Origin of the sequence: Candidatus Palauibacter polyketidifaciens, assembly GCF_947581785.1 — a bacterium.
Taxonomy (GTDB): domain Bacteria; phylum Gemmatimonadota; class Gemmatimonadetes; order Palauibacterales; family Palauibacteraceae; genus Palauibacter; species Palauibacter polyketidifaciens.
Window position 1 is genome coordinate 24,604 of record NZ_CANPVO010000016.1, and the last position, 16,089, is coordinate 40,692.

General features: G+C 69.4%; 13 protein-coding genes. 5 read left to right on the plus strand and 8 right to left on the minus strand.

From position 1 onward, the window contains the following. The first annotated feature begins 248 nt into the window (after nucleotides 1–248). A complete protein-coding gene (locus tag RN729_RS05190) occupies nucleotides 249–1,358 on the plus strand; it encodes a DUF4143 domain-containing protein (protein ID WP_310782655.1) in 1,110 nt (369 codons plus the stop codon). 30 nt (nucleotides 1,359–1,388) lie between these two features. Here the strand turns inward: RN729_RS05190 and RN729_RS05195 are convergent, their stop codons facing one another. The 8 genes from RN729_RS05195 to RN729_RS05230 form a co-directional block, all read right to left on the minus strand. Then, nucleotides 1,389–3,458, minus strand: coding sequence for a bifunctional aldolase/short-chain dehydrogenase (locus RN729_RS05195; RefSeq protein ID WP_310782619.1), 2,070 nt, complete (start codon nucleotides 3,456–3,458; stop codon nucleotides 1,389–1,391). Between the two features lie 85 nt (nucleotides 3,459–3,543). Continuing rightward, nucleotides 3,544–3,930: a type II toxin-antitoxin system VapC family toxin gene (locus RN729_RS05200; protein ID WP_310782620.1), complete on the minus strand. Its 387-nt coding sequence runs from the start codon at nucleotides 3,928–3,930 to the stop codon at nucleotides 3,544–3,546. Further along, nucleotides 3,927–4,181, minus strand: a complete 255-nt coding sequence (locus tag RN729_RS05205; protein ID WP_310782621.1) for a type II toxin-antitoxin system prevent-host-death family antitoxin — start codon at nucleotides 4,179–4,181, stop codon at nucleotides 3,927–3,929. Before RN729_RS05205 ends, RN729_RS05200 begins: the two co-directional genes overlap by 4 nt. An 87-nt stretch (nucleotides 4,182–4,268) precedes the next feature. Beyond that, nucleotides 4,269–6,323, minus strand: a complete 2,055-nt coding sequence (locus RN729_RS05210) for a S9 family peptidase (protein WP_310782622.1) — start codon at nucleotides 6,321–6,323, stop codon at nucleotides 4,269–4,271. A 129-nt stretch (nucleotides 6,324–6,452) separates the two neighbouring features. Then, on the minus strand, nucleotides 6,453–7,553 hold the full coding sequence (locus RN729_RS05215) for a hypothetical protein (RefSeq protein ID WP_310782623.1): 1,101 nt from the start codon (nucleotides 7,551–7,553) through the stop codon (nucleotides 6,453–6,455). Beyond that, nucleotides 7,550–8,398 carry a carbohydrate-binding family 9-like protein gene (locus RN729_RS05220; protein WP_310782624.1) on the minus strand — a complete coding sequence of 283 codons (849 nt, stop codon included), beginning with the start codon at nucleotides 8,396–8,398 and terminating at the stop codon, nucleotides 7,550–7,552. Before RN729_RS05220 ends, RN729_RS05215 begins: the two co-directional genes overlap by 4 nt. 1 nt (nucleotide 8,399) lies before the next feature. Beyond that, nucleotides 8,400–8,885 carry a hypothetical protein gene (locus RN729_RS05225; RefSeq protein ID WP_310782625.1) on the minus strand — a complete coding sequence of 162 codons (486 nt, stop codon included), beginning with the start codon at nucleotides 8,883–8,885 and terminating at the stop codon, nucleotides 8,400–8,402. A 56-nt stretch (nucleotides 8,886–8,941) separates the two neighbouring features. Next, nucleotides 8,942–9,427 (minus strand): hypothetical protein, encoded by a 486-nt coding sequence (locus RN729_RS05230; RefSeq protein ID WP_310782626.1) that lies wholly within the window; start codon nucleotides 9,425–9,427, stop codon nucleotides 8,942–8,944. Between the two features lie 182 nt (nucleotides 9,428–9,609). On the opposite strand from RN729_RS05230, the gene RN729_RS05235 reads away from it, so the two are divergent. Genes RN729_RS05235 through RN729_RS05250 form a run of 4 tightly spaced genes read left to right on the plus strand, consistent with a single transcriptional unit; the run spans nucleotide 9,610 to nucleotide 16,049 of the window. Beyond that, nucleotides 9,610–11,565, plus strand: a complete 1,956-nt coding sequence (locus RN729_RS05235; RefSeq protein WP_310782627.1) for a PQQ-binding-like beta-propeller repeat protein — start codon at nucleotides 9,610–9,612, stop codon at nucleotides 11,563–11,565. A gap of 46 nt (nucleotides 11,566–11,611) precedes the next feature. Then, entirely contained in the window at nucleotides 11,612–12,820 is a 1,209-nt protein-coding gene (locus RN729_RS05240; protein WP_310782628.1) for an aminomethyltransferase family protein, read from the plus strand. Then, nucleotides 12,817–14,445 (plus strand): NAD(P)/FAD-dependent oxidoreductase, encoded by a 1,629-nt coding sequence (locus RN729_RS05245; protein ID WP_310782629.1) that lies wholly within the window; start codon nucleotides 12,817–12,819, stop codon nucleotides 14,443–14,445. The genes RN729_RS05240 and RN729_RS05245 overlap by 4 nt, the downstream gene beginning before the upstream one ends. Continuing rightward, a complete protein-coding gene (locus RN729_RS05250; RefSeq protein ID WP_310782630.1) occupies nucleotides 14,442–16,049 on the plus strand; it encodes an NAD(P)/FAD-dependent oxidoreductase in 1,608 nt (535 codons plus the stop codon). The genes RN729_RS05245 and RN729_RS05250 overlap by 4 nt, the downstream gene beginning before the upstream one ends. Nucleotides 16,050–16,089 lie beyond the last annotated feature (40 nt).

Here is a 16,089-nt window from a genome sequence, read left to right on the forward strand (position 1 = left end):
CGTCCGGGGGTGCAGATTGTCATTCCGATTGACAATTTGCACCCCCGGAGCGAGGGTTCGCGAGATCACTCCAACAGTCGCTCTCTCGGACCGCAAAACCGAGTCCAACCTGGCGAGCCGGGAGAAACCCCGGAGAGCCCGGAGAGCCCGGAGAGCCCGGAGAGCCCGGAGAACGTGGAAACGTGACCATCATCCGTCGCAACCTCTTAGACTCGTTTTGCCGACGATTGCGGCGCTATCCGATCGTAATGGTCATGGGGCCACGGCAGTCCGGCAAGATGACGCTCTGCCGGACCGTTCTCTCCGACCGGCCCCACGTGTCGCTGAGACGGCTTGACGTGCGCACCGAGGTGCGGCTGGATCCCGAGGGTTTCGTGCGGGAGTATCGGGACGGGGCGGTGATCCACGACGCCCAGTTGGAGACCGTGTTGATTGCCTATCTTCGGGAACTCGTGGACGAAGATCCGGCTCCGGGGCGCTTTGTGCTGACCGGGTCGATGCACTTCGGATTGAGTCCGGTGATAAACGCGTGGATGGCGCGTCGCGTGGGCGTCCTTCAACTGCTTCCGCCGGGATTTGACGAGTTGGCGCGTTTCGGAAGACCGCCGCCGAGTATGCTCGACGCGCTCTGGACCGGGGCGTACCCGACGATTCACCAGGGTAACATCTCGCCCCGGGTCTGGCTTCGGGATCATCTCGCAGCGTACCTGGATCGCGACGTCCTGTCGCTGCGGAACATCGCGAACCTCGGGGCCTTCTCGGAGTTCGTGAGACTGGTTGCCGGACGAACCGCGGAAGAGGTGAATCTGTCCGCGCTGGCGGCCGACGTCGGCATCCGGCACAACACGGTCAAGGCTTGGCTCCATGTCCTGGAGTCCAGCTTCCTTGTCTTTCGGGTCCCGGCGTACCGCCCCAACTTGCGCACGCGTCAGATCAAGGCGCCCAAGCTTCACTTTCTGGATTCGGGACTGGCCTGCTACCTGCTCGGCATCCGCTCGGCGGAGGAACTCCGCCATCACCCGTTGAGAGGGCAGATCTTCGAGAGCTGGGTGGCGGCGGAGGTTTTCAAGGCGATCACCCATCGCGGCGAAGAGCCGCGTTTGCGGCATTACAGGGCGGCGGGCACCGAGGTCAATCTCGTCATTGATCGGGGAGAGCGGCTCATCCTGGCCGAGGCGAAGTCCGGCGCCACGGTCGTCCCGCGTTTCCTCCTCGGCATGCGGACGCTCGGGAAGGCGCTGGGGAGAACGGGGCTGTTCGTCGACCGCCGGCTGATCTACGGAGGCGACTTTCCTCACCGACACGGCGACGTGGACGTCCTGCCGTGGAACCGGATGCTGGAGAAGACCTGGAACTGACCTGCCGGATCGACGCGACCCCGCTTCGGGTCAGCGGAGGGCGGCGGCGACGTTACCGCCATCCACGGTGAGGATCGCGCCGGTCGTCGCGCGGGCGAGTGCCAGGGAAACGAAGGCCCGGGCGACATCCTCGGCTCGGACCTCCCTGCCGAGGAGGTTGCCGCGCATGTAGGCGTCCTCGGTCACGCCGCGCGCCTCGGAGCGGGCCGCGATCATCTCCTCGGTGAGGACGCCGCTCCGGATGCGGTCGGCGTTCACCCCGTTCGACCGGATGCCCTCCCATCCGTGTTCGATGGCGTACTGGCGCACGAGTCCGAGGGTCGCCGCCTTCGGCAATCCGTACGGGCCGAAGTCCGGGCCCGGGTTGACCGCCTGCTTCGAGACGTTGAAGAGGAGGCAGCCGCCCGTCCCCTGGGCGCGCATCATGCGCAGGGCCGCCCGCGTGACGCGCTGGTGGGCGAAGAAGTTCAGCTCGAAGCTCTCCCGCAGCACCTCGTCCGTCACGTCGGCCATGGGACCGCGCCAGGCCGCTCCGGCGTTCGAGACGAGGATGTCGACGCCGCCTAAGCGGGCGGCGACGGTGGCGAACGCGCGGTCGACGGAGGCGTCGTCCGTCACGTCGCATGGGACGGCGAGCCCCGCTCCGGCCTCGGCGGCGGCGTCGAGCGAGGAGCCCGGCAGGTCGAAGAGGGCGACCTCGGCGCCGGCGTCCCGGAACACGGCGGCCGTGGCCCGGCCGATCGCGCCGGCGCCGCCCGTGACGACGACGACGTGGCGGGCCAGCGCCTTCTCCTTCGCACCGGCCAGCTTCGCCTGTTCGAGCGACCAGTATTCGATGTCGAACAGCTCGGCCTCGGTAATGCTCTCGAAGCGGTCCATGCTTTCCGCGTCCGCGATGACATCGACGGTGGTCTCGGCGAGGTCGGCCGCCGCGGCCGCGGCCCGGGCGTCCCGTCCGCTCGCGAACAGCCCCACGCCCGGCACCAGGACCACGCGCGGACTCGGGTCGAGCATGCGTTTCGTCCCGCCGTAGCGCGGGTTGTGGCGCTCGAAGTAGGCCGTGTACGCCGTTCGGTAGGCTTCGACCGCGGCCCGCGCCTCCCGGGTCCAGGCGGCGAGGTCGCCGGCGGGCGGCGCGGGGAGCACGACGGGAAGCGGCTTCGTGCGGATCGCGTGGTCGGGCGTGACCGTGCCGACCTGGCTGTAGCGCGACAGCTCCGAGCCGCCGACGTAAGCGAGAATGGCCGGGCTGGCCCGGTGCTCGAGGATGAAGCGCTCGGAGTCTCCCGCCCCGCCCTCCTGCGCCTCGCCGCCGTGCCGGTTGGCGAGCATGCCGCGGATGGCCGGCGCGATCTCGCCCGCTGAGGCGGTCGCCGATGGCGCCTCTGCAGCGGCGAAGACCTTCCGCCGGCCGCCTTCGATGCGCGCCTCGGCGAGGCTCACCCACTCGATCATGAGTTCGTACGCCTCGTGCGCCGTGTCCCCGAACGTGAACAGCCCGTGCTTTAGGAGGACGAGCCCTTCCGCCTCCGGATGGGCGTCCGCCGCCGCCTTCGCCGCCTTCGCGAGGTCGAAGCCGGGCATGATGTAGGGCACGATCGCGGCCCGGTCGCCGTAGACCTCGCGGCAGATCTCCTCCCCATCGGGCTGGTCCGTGAGAACGAGCGCCGCGTTCGCGTGCGTGTGGTCGATGAACGTGCGCGGCACCCACGCGTGCAGGAGTGTCTCCACCGATGGGTTCGGCGCCGTCGAGTCGAGCAGGTTGCGGCGCTGCAGGTTGACCATGTCCTCGTCGGACAGGGCGTCGATCTCAGCCAGCCCCAAAAGCGGATCGAGCTGCACCGCGGGAAGGCCGGGCGGTTCGATCGTCCCCATGTCCCAGCCGCTCCCCTTCACGTACAGCACGTCCAGTTCCGCCCCGGTCACGTCCCGGGCGCGGCCCTTGACCGACGTGTTGCCCCCGCCGTGCATCACGAGTCGAGGCTCGGAACCCAAGAGCCGCGTCGTGTACACCCGCAGCGCGAGATCCTCCCCGATGCCCTCGGCGGCGTACCGTTCGACGAACTCCGCCGCCTCGCGCTCGCTCCACGCGCTTTTCATCTCATAGTTCCCCTCGTCGAGCCCGGCCACGCATCCGGCGAAGACGGTACCGACCTCGCGGCAAGGCGTCCAGCGCCGGAGACGGTCACCAGAGGACGGGAGCCGGATACGAGGAGATGGCCTCGTCGGGCGTGACGATCGTCAATCCGCTCACGATCGCCTGCGAGACGAGACCGCGGTCGAAGGGGTCCGCATGGAGCACCGGCAGGAGCACTTCGTGGGCCGCCGACGCCTCATCGAAGGGGAGCGGTTCGAGTTCCAGCCACTCGCGCCGGCTCGAGACGTAGCGGACGGGCGACTCCGGGAGCGGCAACCGTCCGAGGCGGTGCTTGATCGCGATTTCCCAGGCCGAGAGCGCGCTCAGGTACACTGTGTTGCCCGGATCCCGGCACGCCGCCTCTGCCGCCCGCGAAAGCCGGGAGTCCGCCGCCGCCAGCCACAGGAACGTACACGTGTCGACGAGCAGCCTCACGGCTCGCCGGCGTCACCCTGGAAGGCCCGTAGTACGGATTCCGGCAGAGGTTCGAAGAAGCTCGCCGGCACCTTCATGCCCCGGTCGATGCCGATCGGACGTTCCCGGATCGGTGTCGAGGGCAGGGGGCGGATCTCGGCGATGGGCACGTTGCGCCGGCACAGCGTGACGGTCTCGCCGCGCTCCACGCGGGCGAGATACCGAGCCAGATCGGCCCGAGCTTCGGCGATGTTGACCCTGATCATGTACATGAACATATACAACTACCTGTACAGATCAAGACCCTTCGGCCCCGGACTCCCCGGCCGGGGCTCGAAGCTGCCGGCCGGGGCCCGAAGCTATCCGCCGGCCGTGGTGACGGCGGCTTTCTTGTCCGGGTGGACGGGGGACGTCTCCCACTCGTACTCCTCGCCCAGCACCCAGCGGTAGTACCAGTCCAGTTCGACGTTCGCCTTGAACAGGCGCTGCTGCAGCTCCACCCAGCCGTGACCCTGCTCGGGCGCCACGTAGAGGTGGGTCGGGACGCCGTTGTGCTTCAGTCCCTGGTACAGTTCGACGGACTGCGGCATCGGCACGCGTTCGTCGTTCTCCCCGACGAGGACCAGGGTCGGGGTCACGACCTTGTGGAGGTCGAAGAGCGGTGAATCGGCCATGTACTGCTCGATCGGGGCGTCCTCGGACCACGGGGTGCCCCCGAACCACGGCGTGCGATAGATGCGGACGTCGGATTGCGCGTACATCGACATCCAGTTCACGGCCCCCGCGCCCGACGACGCCGCCTTGAAGCGGTCCGTCCAGGTGATGATCTTGTTCGTCATGTGGCCGCCGGCGCTCCAGCCCATCTTCGCCATGCGGTCGCCGTCCACGAGTCCGCGCTCGATGAGATGATCCACGCCGGCCATCACGTCCTTGTGGGCCTGATCGAAGTAGTTGCCGATCATGTTGCGCAGGAAGTCGTCGCCGTATCCGGTGGACCCGCGATAGTTGGGCTTGAAGACGAACCATCCGCGGGCGGCGAGCACGGTTTCGTAGTTGCTCGAGCGCGCGAAGCGGAACTTGTCGGACGACGGCGGGCCTCCGTGCGTCTGAACGACGAGCGGGTAGCGCTCGCCCTCCTGGTAGTCGATGGGAAAGAAGATGAGACCTTCCACCTCGACGCCGTCCTCTCCGGCGTACTGCACGGCTTCCATGCGCGGCAGAAGGAACTCCTCGGCAAGATAGTCGAAGAGGTGCGTGACCTGGCGTGCCGGGCCCGATCCCGTCATCGCCCACAGGTCCCCCGCGTTGGTCGAACTGCTGACCGCGTAGAGGTGCATGCCGGATGAAGGGTGATAGTCCCAGGCGCCGACCGAGTGGTCTCCCTCGGTGACCGCCTCGGCGCTCTCCGCATCGGAGGCATCGGCGGGCACGGAGTAGATCTGCTGGCGAACGCCGGTATTCGCGCGGAAGTAGATCGAGCGGCCGTCTCGCGACCACACCGCGGCGTTGACGTCGAAGCTTCCTCCCGGCACCACGGAGACGGGATCGCCGCCGTCGGTCGGGACGACGAACAGGCGCTGGTTGAAGTAGAAGTCGCTCAGTTCGTCGTTCGTGTTCGCGACGAAGAGCGCGTGGCGGTTGTCGGGAGAAAGGGACGCGCCGACTTCTCCCACGTGATTGTCGGTGATCCGGCGCGCGCCGGTCCCATCGGGACCCATCACCCACAGTTCCGAGTTCAGCAGGTCGTCGTAGAGGGCGGTCGGCGCCAACTGCACGAGGAGGAGCGTGCCGTCGCGCGAGGTCGAATACCCGCGGACCATCAGGCCGGCCTCCGTCACGCGCTCCGCGGCGCCGCCCTCGCTCGGCACTCGCCACAGTCCGGTCGGGCGCTTGTCCTCTTCATAGCGAAACACGTTGTCGTTGACCGCTTCGCGCGCCTTCTCGGCCTCCGACTTCTCGTCGACCGCCATGAAGTAGATCCAGGCGCCATCGCCGGACCACGAAATCGAACCCACGGGCGTCGGGTGCTCGCTCACGGCGCCGGCCTCGCCGCCGCGGGTCGGCATCACGAACACCTGGTTGTGCTCCGTATCGTGCCGGTTCGCGACGAAGGCGACGCGCGAGCCGTCGGGCGACCAGCGCGGGCTCGATTCACCGCCCTCGCCGTTCGTCATGCGCGTCGTGCCGGAGCCATCCATCGCGACGCGCCAGATGTGGGAAACCGTGGCGTTGGCTTCCCAGTCGGTGTCCGTCCTCACGTAGAGCACTTCCGACCCGTTCGGCGATATTCGCGGGTCGGCGAGGCCGGGGATGTCGATCAGATCCACGATCGTCATCGCGCGGCGCTGGCCGGAGAGGGGGACGGTGGAGACGAGGACGGCGAGGATTCCGAGTCCGAGGATGCGGCGAGACATGGCAGACTCCTGCGGTTGGCGGTGGCCCGTCGCGGTACATCGATGTTGACAGGGTCGTCCCCGGGTGACAAGAGCCCGGCGCCGCCCTCCGGCAGGCGCCCGGGGCGTGGAGCCGGCGGCAGCGCCGGGCTAGGCCGTCGCGTCGCGGATCGCGGCGAGGTGGTCGGCGGTGAGGCCGTCCATCTCAAACGTGGACACGCCGGAGGCGCCGGCCTCGCGCGCCGTCGCGACGGCCTCCGCGAGCGCGGCCGGATCGAGCGACGGCAGGTAGAGTCCGGCGTTGAGCGGCGTGGCGGCTCCTCCGCGAACGTCGCCGTCGGTGGCGGCGAGGGCCGCGATCCCCTCGCGCACGCCGTCGCCGATCCAGGGGATGTCCTCCAGATAGAAGCTCTGGTAGAGCATCGGGAAGAAGCGGTCGAGGGGCCACCGGTCCCAGTCCTGGCGGACCAGCGTGCGGGCGATGGAAGGGGTCGGGAAGACGGCGGCCGTGATCGGCTTCCCGTGCTCGCGGGCCGCCTCGGCGAGTGCGCGCACGGCGCCCGTGACGGAGTCCCACCGGAAGCGGCGCCAGGCCTCGTCGGCGGGCGGATCGGGGATCTCCAGCGGGTCCCTCCCATCGAGAGCGGCGAACTGTTCGCGGCAGACGTCACAGTAGCAGAAGTCGAACTCCGGGTGCTCGACGTCCTGCACGAGGTCATAGGTCTCCCAGAGAGCGCGCGGGAGGATGACGTCGCAGTGGCGCACGTAGTCGAGGTGGACGCCGTCCACCGCCGGGTCGGCGGCGAGGTCCGCGATGCGTCCGCGCAGGTATTCGCGCACGGGCCCGCGCGAAGGGCAGACCCACTTGTAGTACCCGACGTAGGGGGGGTGATCGAGCGAGCTTTCCAGATTCCGGCTCACCGTGAACCACTCCGGGTGGTTCTCCTGCACCCAGGCGTCGCCGTTACGGTTCATCGTCCAGAACCAGCGGTGATATTCGAGTCCCTCCGCGCGGGCGGCTCCCGATACCAGGTCGACGTCGCCGCCACCCACGAGGACCGCGTGGAAGCCGGCCTCCCGAAGTCGGGCGAACTGTTCGCGCCAGGCGGCGGTGTCGCGATCGCGGTCCCCGTGAACCCACGTCCACAGCGTGAAGGGCGCCTCCGGATCGGGCGGGACCGCGCAGGCGGGAAGCGCCGCACCCAGCGCCGCCGCGCTGCCGGCGGCCCGGAGGAACTCTCTGCGCCTCACGGGGAGTCGTCCCGACCGGCGACGAAACGCACGACGCCCCACCTCTCGGGTATGTGCATGTCGATCTCCCCCTGCGGCGACCACACCCAGTTCTCTTCAGGATGGTCGCTCGAATCCACGGGTTCCCGCCGCTTCCGGTACTCTCCGTCCACGACGACGAGCGGCCACTGTACGCGGGAGAAGTTCACGCGCCAGACCTCGCCGGGCCTGGGGGGCGCGACCGCGGCCTCCGCGGGGGCGCCAGGGGGACGCAGCGCCGACCAGGGGATCGCGATCTCGACCGACCAGCCGATGTCTTCGTCGGAGGGGTCGTTCAGCGTGCCGTCGAGGCGCACCGCGGTGCGCAGACCCTCCATGTCCCAGGCGATGTCCGCCCTTCCCTTTCGGCGGTACGGCCTGTCGAGGAAGAGGTCGAACTCGGTCCCGAGCGCGTTGATCTCGAGTTCATAGTAGGCGAGACCGTCGCCGTCCGGATCGAGAAAGACCTCGAAGTCATGTTCCCGGTAGACGATGGCGTCGCGGTCGGCCAGCGTGGCCCAGAGGTGCGGTTCCTCGAGTTCGGCGCCCACGTAGAGGAAGCGTTCATCCCAGATGATCCTGGCGCGCGTACCGAGGTGGGGATCGGGCCAGTCGGGGCCGCGAATGTCGACGAAGGGCTCGGTCCACGGCGCGGCGCGCCAGACCGTATCGTCCAGCGACCCGTCGATCACGGGCGGGGAGACGGCGGGCGGCGCATGGTATTCATGCGGCGCGGCCGGCACCTGGCCCGCCGAAGGCGCGACCCCCGGGATCCCCGACGCAGCGAGCGCGGTCAGGAAAACACGCGACAGATCGGCGCGATCCATGCTAGTTCCGGACGGAGGGGAAGACCTGGAAGATCCCGCTCGTCGCCGGAGTGTCGACCGCGAGGTTCCCTTCCGCATCCAGGAGCCACACGTTCACGCGATACCACCCCTGGAACGAAAAAAACGGGAGCGTCACGGTCTCCCGCGTCGAGTCTCCGGGTTCGAGTTCGACCATGTGCTGGATGATGTCGGACCGCGTGGCTCCGCGGCCGCAGTGCAGCGTGGGGTTGTAGGATGCCTCGAATTCCACTTCGAGGTTCGTCACGCCCACGGGCTTGATCGCGCAGGAATCCTTGAAGATTCGAGCGCCGGATACGTTCCGCGAGGTGACGGTGACTGTCTGCCTGGGTTCGTATTCGGGCCGGTCCACGCAGACCTCGAGGCCGTGCTGCGTCGCGCAGAGCGCACTCTCGGGGCCTGTAGGGTCCTCGCTGCACGACAGCGCGAGGACGGCGGCCGGAATGGACATGAGCAACCTGCGTGACATCTTCGGTCTCCGGAGGTTCACGAGTGTGATCCCTCGGAATCTACGGGACGAAGGGTTCAGTTGTCGGCTCCCGGGAAGATGACGAAGATGCCGCTCGCAGCCGGTGTGTCGAAGGCAAGGGCCCCGTCCGGCGTCAGAAGCCACACGATCACGCGAAAGAAGTCCTGCGGTGAGTAACCCAGCCGCAGGGTCTCACGGGTCGATGCTCCGGGTTCGAGCCGCACCATGCGCTCGACGACGACCGTCGGCGTGACCGCCTCGCCACAGTGCCGCTGCGGCTTGTAGGTCGGCCTGAAGTCCTCCTCGGAATCCGGCGCGGGTATCGCGGTCGTACCGCAGGCATCCTTGAAGATCGGGTGGTCGGACACATTCCGCGTGGTGACGAGGATGGACTCGTTCGACCGGTACTCGGGTCGGTCCACGCACACCTCGACGCCGTGCCGAGTATCGCACAGACTGCCCCGGGGCCCGGTCACGCCCTCGCCGCACGACAGGGCGGGCACGATCGTCGCTGTCAGTACGGCCAGACCTCGAAGCTTCATGAATCTCCCGCCCTCCCGAAGACGCGAATCTAGTGTCGTGTCCCGGAGATTCGCGAGAATCTGGCGAGGGACCGGCCGAGGTGAAGTGTTGCCCGTCGGAGCGCCGCATCGGACTGTAGGCGTTGCCGGGGAAAACACGGGGGTCGCTTGGAGCTTCGCACAGGTCACGTGGAGTGGAACGGATGAAGGGAAGCAACAGGTGTTCCAGCTGGCTGGGCCGTCTGATGATGCTCGGCGCGGGACTCGGCGCCGGGCCTTTCGCGCTCGCCGCCCAGTCCGGGACGGCGGACGGAGAATGGCGCTACTGGGCCGGCGACGCCGGGTCCACGCGCTACGCGCCGCTCGATAAGATCGACGCCTCGAACGTCGAGGACCTGCAGATCGCGTGGCGTTGGCAGGCGCGCAACTTCGGTCCGACTCCGGAGGGCTACTATCGCGTGACCCCGCTGTACGCGAACGGGACCCTCTATGCCACGGCGGGATTCCGGCGGGCGGCGGTGGCGATCGATCCGGAGACGGGGGAGACGCTCTGGATGTACCGGCTCGACGAGGGTGAACGCGGCAGGAACGCGCCGCGCGGCAACTCCGGGCGCGGTGTCGGTTACTGGACGGATGGCGTCGAAGAAAGGGTGCTTCTCATCACCCCCGCCTATCACATGGTCTCGCTGGACGCGAAGACGGGCCTCCCCGACCCGGCCTTCGGCAACGACGGGATCGTGGACCTGAAGCTGGGACTCGGGCGCGACCTGGATCTGGTGAACGACCGCATCGGCTCCAGTTCTCCCCCGGTCGTCGTCGGAGATGTGATCGTCGTGGGAGCCGCACTCCCGCAGGGGGGACGCCCTCCGACCAAGGAAATGCCGCCGGGCCACGTGCGTGGGTTCGACGCGCGGACGGGCGAGCAGCTCTGGACCTTCCACACGATCCCGCAGCCCGGCGATCCCGGCCACGAGACGTGGGAGGACGGATCCTGGGACTACACCGGGAACGCCGCCGTCTGGACGCCGTTCACGGCGGATCTCGATCTGGGCTACGTCTATCTGCCGGTGGAGTCGGGGACGGGCGACTACTACGGGGGCCATCGCCCGGGCGACAACCTCTACTCGCAGAGCCTCGTGTGCGTGGACGCGGGCACGGGCGAAGTCGTGTGGTACTTTCAGACCGTGCATCACGGGATCTGGGACTTCGATCCGCCGGCGGCGCCCGTTCTGATGGACATCACGGTGGACGGCCGGGAGATCCAGGCTGTGGCCCAGGTGACGAAGCAGTCTTTCACCTACGTGTTCGACCGCGTGACGGGCGACCCGGTGTGGCCGATCGAGGAGCGCCCCGTGCCCGCCGGGGACGTGCCGGGGGAATGGTACGCGCCGACGCAGCCCTTTCCGACGCTTCCCGAGCCGTTCGACATGCAGGGCGCGACCGAGGATGACCTGATCGACCTCACGCCGGAACTGAAGGCGGAGGCGCTCGAGATCGCGAAGAACCTCACGCTCGGCGAGTTGTTTACGCCGCCGACCGTGCTCGTCGAGGGGGGGAACCAGGGGACCCTCATCACGCCCGGCAGCCTTGGCGGGGCGAACTGGCCGGGCGCGGCATACGACCCGGAGACGCAGCGGCTCTTCGTGGGGTCCGCGACGCGCGGCTCCGTGATCGGGCTCGTGAACGATCCCGAGTCGTCGAACATGCGCTACATCGCCGGACGGCCCCGCGGCGTCGGCGGCCCGCAGGGACTGCCGATCCTGAAGCCGCCGTGGGGAAGGATCACGGCGCTCGACATGAAGACGGGCCGGAAGGTGTGGCAGGTCGCGAACGACCACACGCCGTCGTTCGTGGAGGAGCACCCGGCGCTCGAAGGCGTCGACGTCCCGCGCACGGGTCGGCCCAGCAGGGCGGGCCTCCTCGCGACGAGCACGCTGCTCTTCGCGGGAACGGGCGGGGGGACGATGTCGCCGGACCTCACCGGTCTCCTGCGCGCGCACGACAAGGAGACGGGTGAGATCCTGGCCGAGATCGAACTGCCGTCGCACCAGACCGGCGTTCCGATGACGTACATGCACGACGGCCGTCAGTACATCGTCGCGGCGGTCGCGGGACGCGGCGTGCCCGGGGAACTCGTCGCCCTGCGGCTCCCCGGCTAGCCGGCCGCTCCGGCCGTCGGCCACCCACCACCCGCCGAACGCCACGGTGCCAGCGCCTTCCGCCGTCCGGGGAACGCCCTTTCATGAACGAACCGGCCCGCTCTGCCAGGCCGGCAACTGGCGGCGCTGGGCCGGGCATCTCTCGGCAAGTTCGTACGAGCCGACGCACGAGCCCGAGTACCACGCGATTCGGTCGGCAGCCGCGCTCATCGATGTCTCCCCGCTCCACAAGTACCGGCTCTCGGGGCCGGGGGCGGCCACGCTCGCCAATCGGGTGGTGACGCGGGACGTGGACCGGCAGGAGATCGGCCAGGTGTACTACACGCCCTGGTGCGACGCGGCCGGGAAGGTGCGGGACGACGGTACCCTGCACCGGCTCGGCGCGTCCGATTTCCGCCTTACGTCCGCCGAACCGACGCTGAAGTGGCTGCATGAGAACGCCCGCGGACTCGATGTGGAAATCCGGGAGGAAACGGAGCGGGTGGCCGCGCTCGCACTCCAGGGGCCCCGTTCGCGCGATCTGCTCCGGAGGCTCACTGACGGCGACGTGGCGGGACTCCGCTATTTCCGCGTGATGTCGGCGCGGATCGCCGGGATCGCCGCGGAAATCTCGCGCACGGGCTACACCGGCGACCTCGGCTACGAGATCTGGGTCGGCGCCGCGGACGCGATTCCGCTGTGGGACGCGCTCACGTCGGCGGGTGCGCCGTTCGGCCTCGCCCCGGCCGGCATGCTCGCCCTGGACATGGCGCGCCTCGAGGCCGGCCTGCTCCTCGTCGATGTCGATTTCATCCCGGCCCACCGCGCGATCATCGAAGACCGGAAATCGTCTCCGTACGAACTCGGCCTCGGCTGGACCGTGTCGCTCGGGGCGTCGAACTTCGTGGGCCGGGCAGCCCTCCGCGCCGAACGGGCCCGCCCGCCCGCGTGGCGCTTACGGGGGATCGTCCTCGACTGGGAATCGCTCGAAGCGGCGTACGCGACCGTCGGCCTCCCGCCGCAGCTCCCGGGCACGACCCTGCGCGACAGCGTGCCGCTGTATGCAGGGGGGCGACAGGTGGGCTACGCCACGAGCCGGGGCTGGTCGCCGACCCTCAAGACCTATCTGGGACTGGCCCACCTCGAAGCGGAGTCCGCGGGCGTCGGAACCGAACTCGAGATCGAGGTGACCGTCGAGCACCGGCGGCGCCGGGCCCGGGCTACGGTGGCGAAGACCCCGTTCTTCGATCCCGAGAGGAAACGGGCCACGCCGTGAGCGCGACGAACGCGTACGACGCGATCATCGTCGGGGGCGGCCACAACGGCCTCATCAACGCCGCCTACCTCGCCCGGGCGGGACTGCGCACGGTCGTGCTCGAGCGCCGGCACCTGGTGGGCGGCGCCGCGGTGACGGAGGAGATCTTCCCGGGCTTCAAGTATTCCGTCGCCTCCTACGTCGTGAGCCTGCTGAGGCCGGAGATCATCCGCGACCTGCGGCTCGCGCGGCACGGGCTGGAGATCCTCCCGCTGGAGAGCACGGTCACCCCGCTTCCGAACGGCGACTACCTCGGGCGCTGGGCCGACCACGACCAGACGCGGCGCGACCTCTATCGCCATTCTTCGAAGGACGCCGAGGCGTACGATGACTTCGCGACGCTCATGTACCGGCTCGCGTGGGCCGTGAAACCGCTCCTCGGCATCGTGCCGCCCGACCCGCTCTCTCCCGGACTGCGCGATCTGAAGACGCTGCTCATGCTGGGACGGCACGCGCGGGGCCTCGACGAGCAGCAGTTCCACGCGCTCTTCAAGCTGGGGACGATGAGCGCGGCCGACTATCTCGACGAGTGGTTCGAGTCGGATCCGCTCAAGGCGACGATGTCGGCGAGCGGAATCATCGGGACCTTCCTCGGCCCCCGGTCTCCGGGGACGGCGTACGTCCTTCTCCATCACTACATGGGGGAGATCGACGGCGTGTTCCGGGCGTGGGGGTTCGCGCGGGGCGGGAACGGGATGGTCAGCGAGTCCATCGCCTCCGCGGCGAAGTCCCACGGGGCGGAGATCCGTACCGGGGCCACGGTGGAGCGGGTGCTCACGGCGAATGGGCGGGCGACGGGCGTCGTGCTGGAGGATGGCGAGGAACTCACGGCGAAGACGGTCGTGTCCGGGGTCGATCCGAAGCGCACCTTCCTCGGTCTGCTCGACCCGGAAGAGCTGCCGGACGATCTCGTGACGGCGATCCGGCGCTTCCGGATCCGCGGCTCCTCCGGGAAGGTCAACCTGTCGCTCTCGGAGGCGCCGGAGTTCTCCTGCCTGCCGGGCGGGGGGCCGCACCTGCGGGGCGCCTTCTCCATCAGTCCGAGCATGGACCACCTGGAGCGCGCCTACGACGACGCGAAGTACGGAGGGTTCTCGCGCCGGCCCTACATGGACATCGTGATCCCGTCCATGATCGACCCCGGGATGGCGCCGCCGGGACGGCACGTGATGTCGATCTTCGTCCAGTACGCCGCCTTCGACATCGAGGGCGGCTGGGACGACGCGAAGCGGGAGGCGTTCGGGGACGCGGTCGTCGACACGCTCTCGGAGTACGTGCCGAACCTCAAGGACTCCATCCTCCACCGGCAGGTGCTCACCCCGCTGGACATGCAGGAGCAGTTGGGGCTCACGGAGGGCAACATCTTCCACGGCGAGCTGACGCCTCAGCAGCTCTTCTTCTTCCGCCCGTCGCCCGCCTGGGCCGACTACCGGACGCCCGTGCGGGGGTTCTACCAGTGCGGCTCGGGTACGCATCCGGGAGGCGGGGTTTGCGGCGCCTCGGGGCGGCTCGCCGCGCTCGAGATTCTGCGGGACCTGCGGCGGCGCCCGCGGGGCGGGTGGGCGGATCGGGGGAACCGGGCGTGAGCTCTCGGCCGTACGACGCCGTCGTCATCGGGGCCGGACACAACGGCCTGGTCGCGGCGGCCTACCTGGCGCGAGCGGGACTCCGCGTGGTCGTGGTCGAGCGGGGCGAGGCCGCGGGCGGGTGCGCCGCGACGGAGGAGCTGTGGCCCGGGTATCGCGTGGACACCGGTGCACACAGCCTGACCGGAATCGATCACGGCGTCATGGCGGACCTTGGCCTGGACCCGTCGAGACCGAGGGGCGCCGGGCTGGACATCATGTCTCCCGCTTCCTGCGTCGTGTCGCCGCAGCCGGAGTGGGGCGCGCTCATGCTGGAGTCGGATCCGGCCCGGACGGCGGATCTCATTCGGCCCTTCTCGGCTCGGGACGCCGCGCGCTGGCCGGACTTCGTGGATGCGATGTCGCGGGCCGGGCGGGCGCTCGGCGTTCTCTACCGCACCCTGCCGCCGCGACTCGCAGGCGCGAACCGTGGCGACCTGTGGGAACTCGTTCGCCTCGGCGCGAAGCTGAACCGCCTCGGACGGCGGGACGCGCTCGAACTGATGCGGCTCATCCCGATGACGGTGGAGGAATTGCTCTACGAGTGGTTCGAGAGCGAGGCGCTCAAGGGTGCGCTCGCGGCGGACGGCGTGCGGGGGATCTGTCAGGGGCCGCTGGCGTCGGGTACCGGCTACATGTTCCTCCATCACATGGTGGGCGCCGGCGGGGTCGTGCGGCGAAGACGTCAGGTGCGCGGCGGGATGGGCGCGCTCGGTGCCGCCCTCCAGCGCGTCGCCGTCGCGGCCGGTGCGGAGATCCGCCTCGGCCAGGAGGCGGCCTCGATCCGCGTCGAGGACGGGCGCGCGGCGGGGGTCGTCCTCGCCGGAGGCACCGAGATCGCGGCGCCCCGCGTCGTGTCGTCCGCCGACCCCGGCCGCACGCTGCTCGGCCTCGTCGACCCCGGCGAACTGGCGCCCGAGTTCGTCCGCGCGCTGGACAACATCAAGTACCGGGGCGTCGTCGCGAAGGTGCACCTCGCGCTGGGCGAGCCTCCGCGCCTGCGCTCCGGTTGTGACGCGGCCCATGCCGCCATGCTTGCCGGCGCCGCCATCACGGTCGCGCCGAGCATCCACTACATCGAGCGCGCGTACGACAACGCGAAGTACGGCCGGCCCTCGAAGCGGCCCGTCCTCGATGCCGTCCTCACGACCGCGCTCGATCCGTCGCTCGCGCCGGAAGGGCGCCACGTCCTGTCGGTGGCCGCGCAGTACGCGCCGTTCCGACTCGCCGATGGTTCATGGGATGACGCACGCCGCGAGGCGCTGGGAGACACGGTCGTCGAGACGCTGGCCGAGCACATCCCCAACCTCGAAGCGGCGATCCTGCACCGCCACGTGCTGACGCCGGCCGACCTCGCCGACCGTTTCGCGCTGCCCGAGGGGAACATCCACCACGGCGAAATGACGCTCGACCAGGTCTTCTTCGGCCGCCCCATCGCAGGCTGGGCCCGATACCGCACCCCGATCGACGGGCTCTACCTGTGCGGTGCCGGCACGCACCCCGGCGGCGGCCTCAACGCCCGCCCCGGCGCCCTCGCCGCCACCCGCATCCTCCGCGACGGCTAGCCCAACGCCCGAACCGGCTACGACCGCCGCGTTCCCGCGG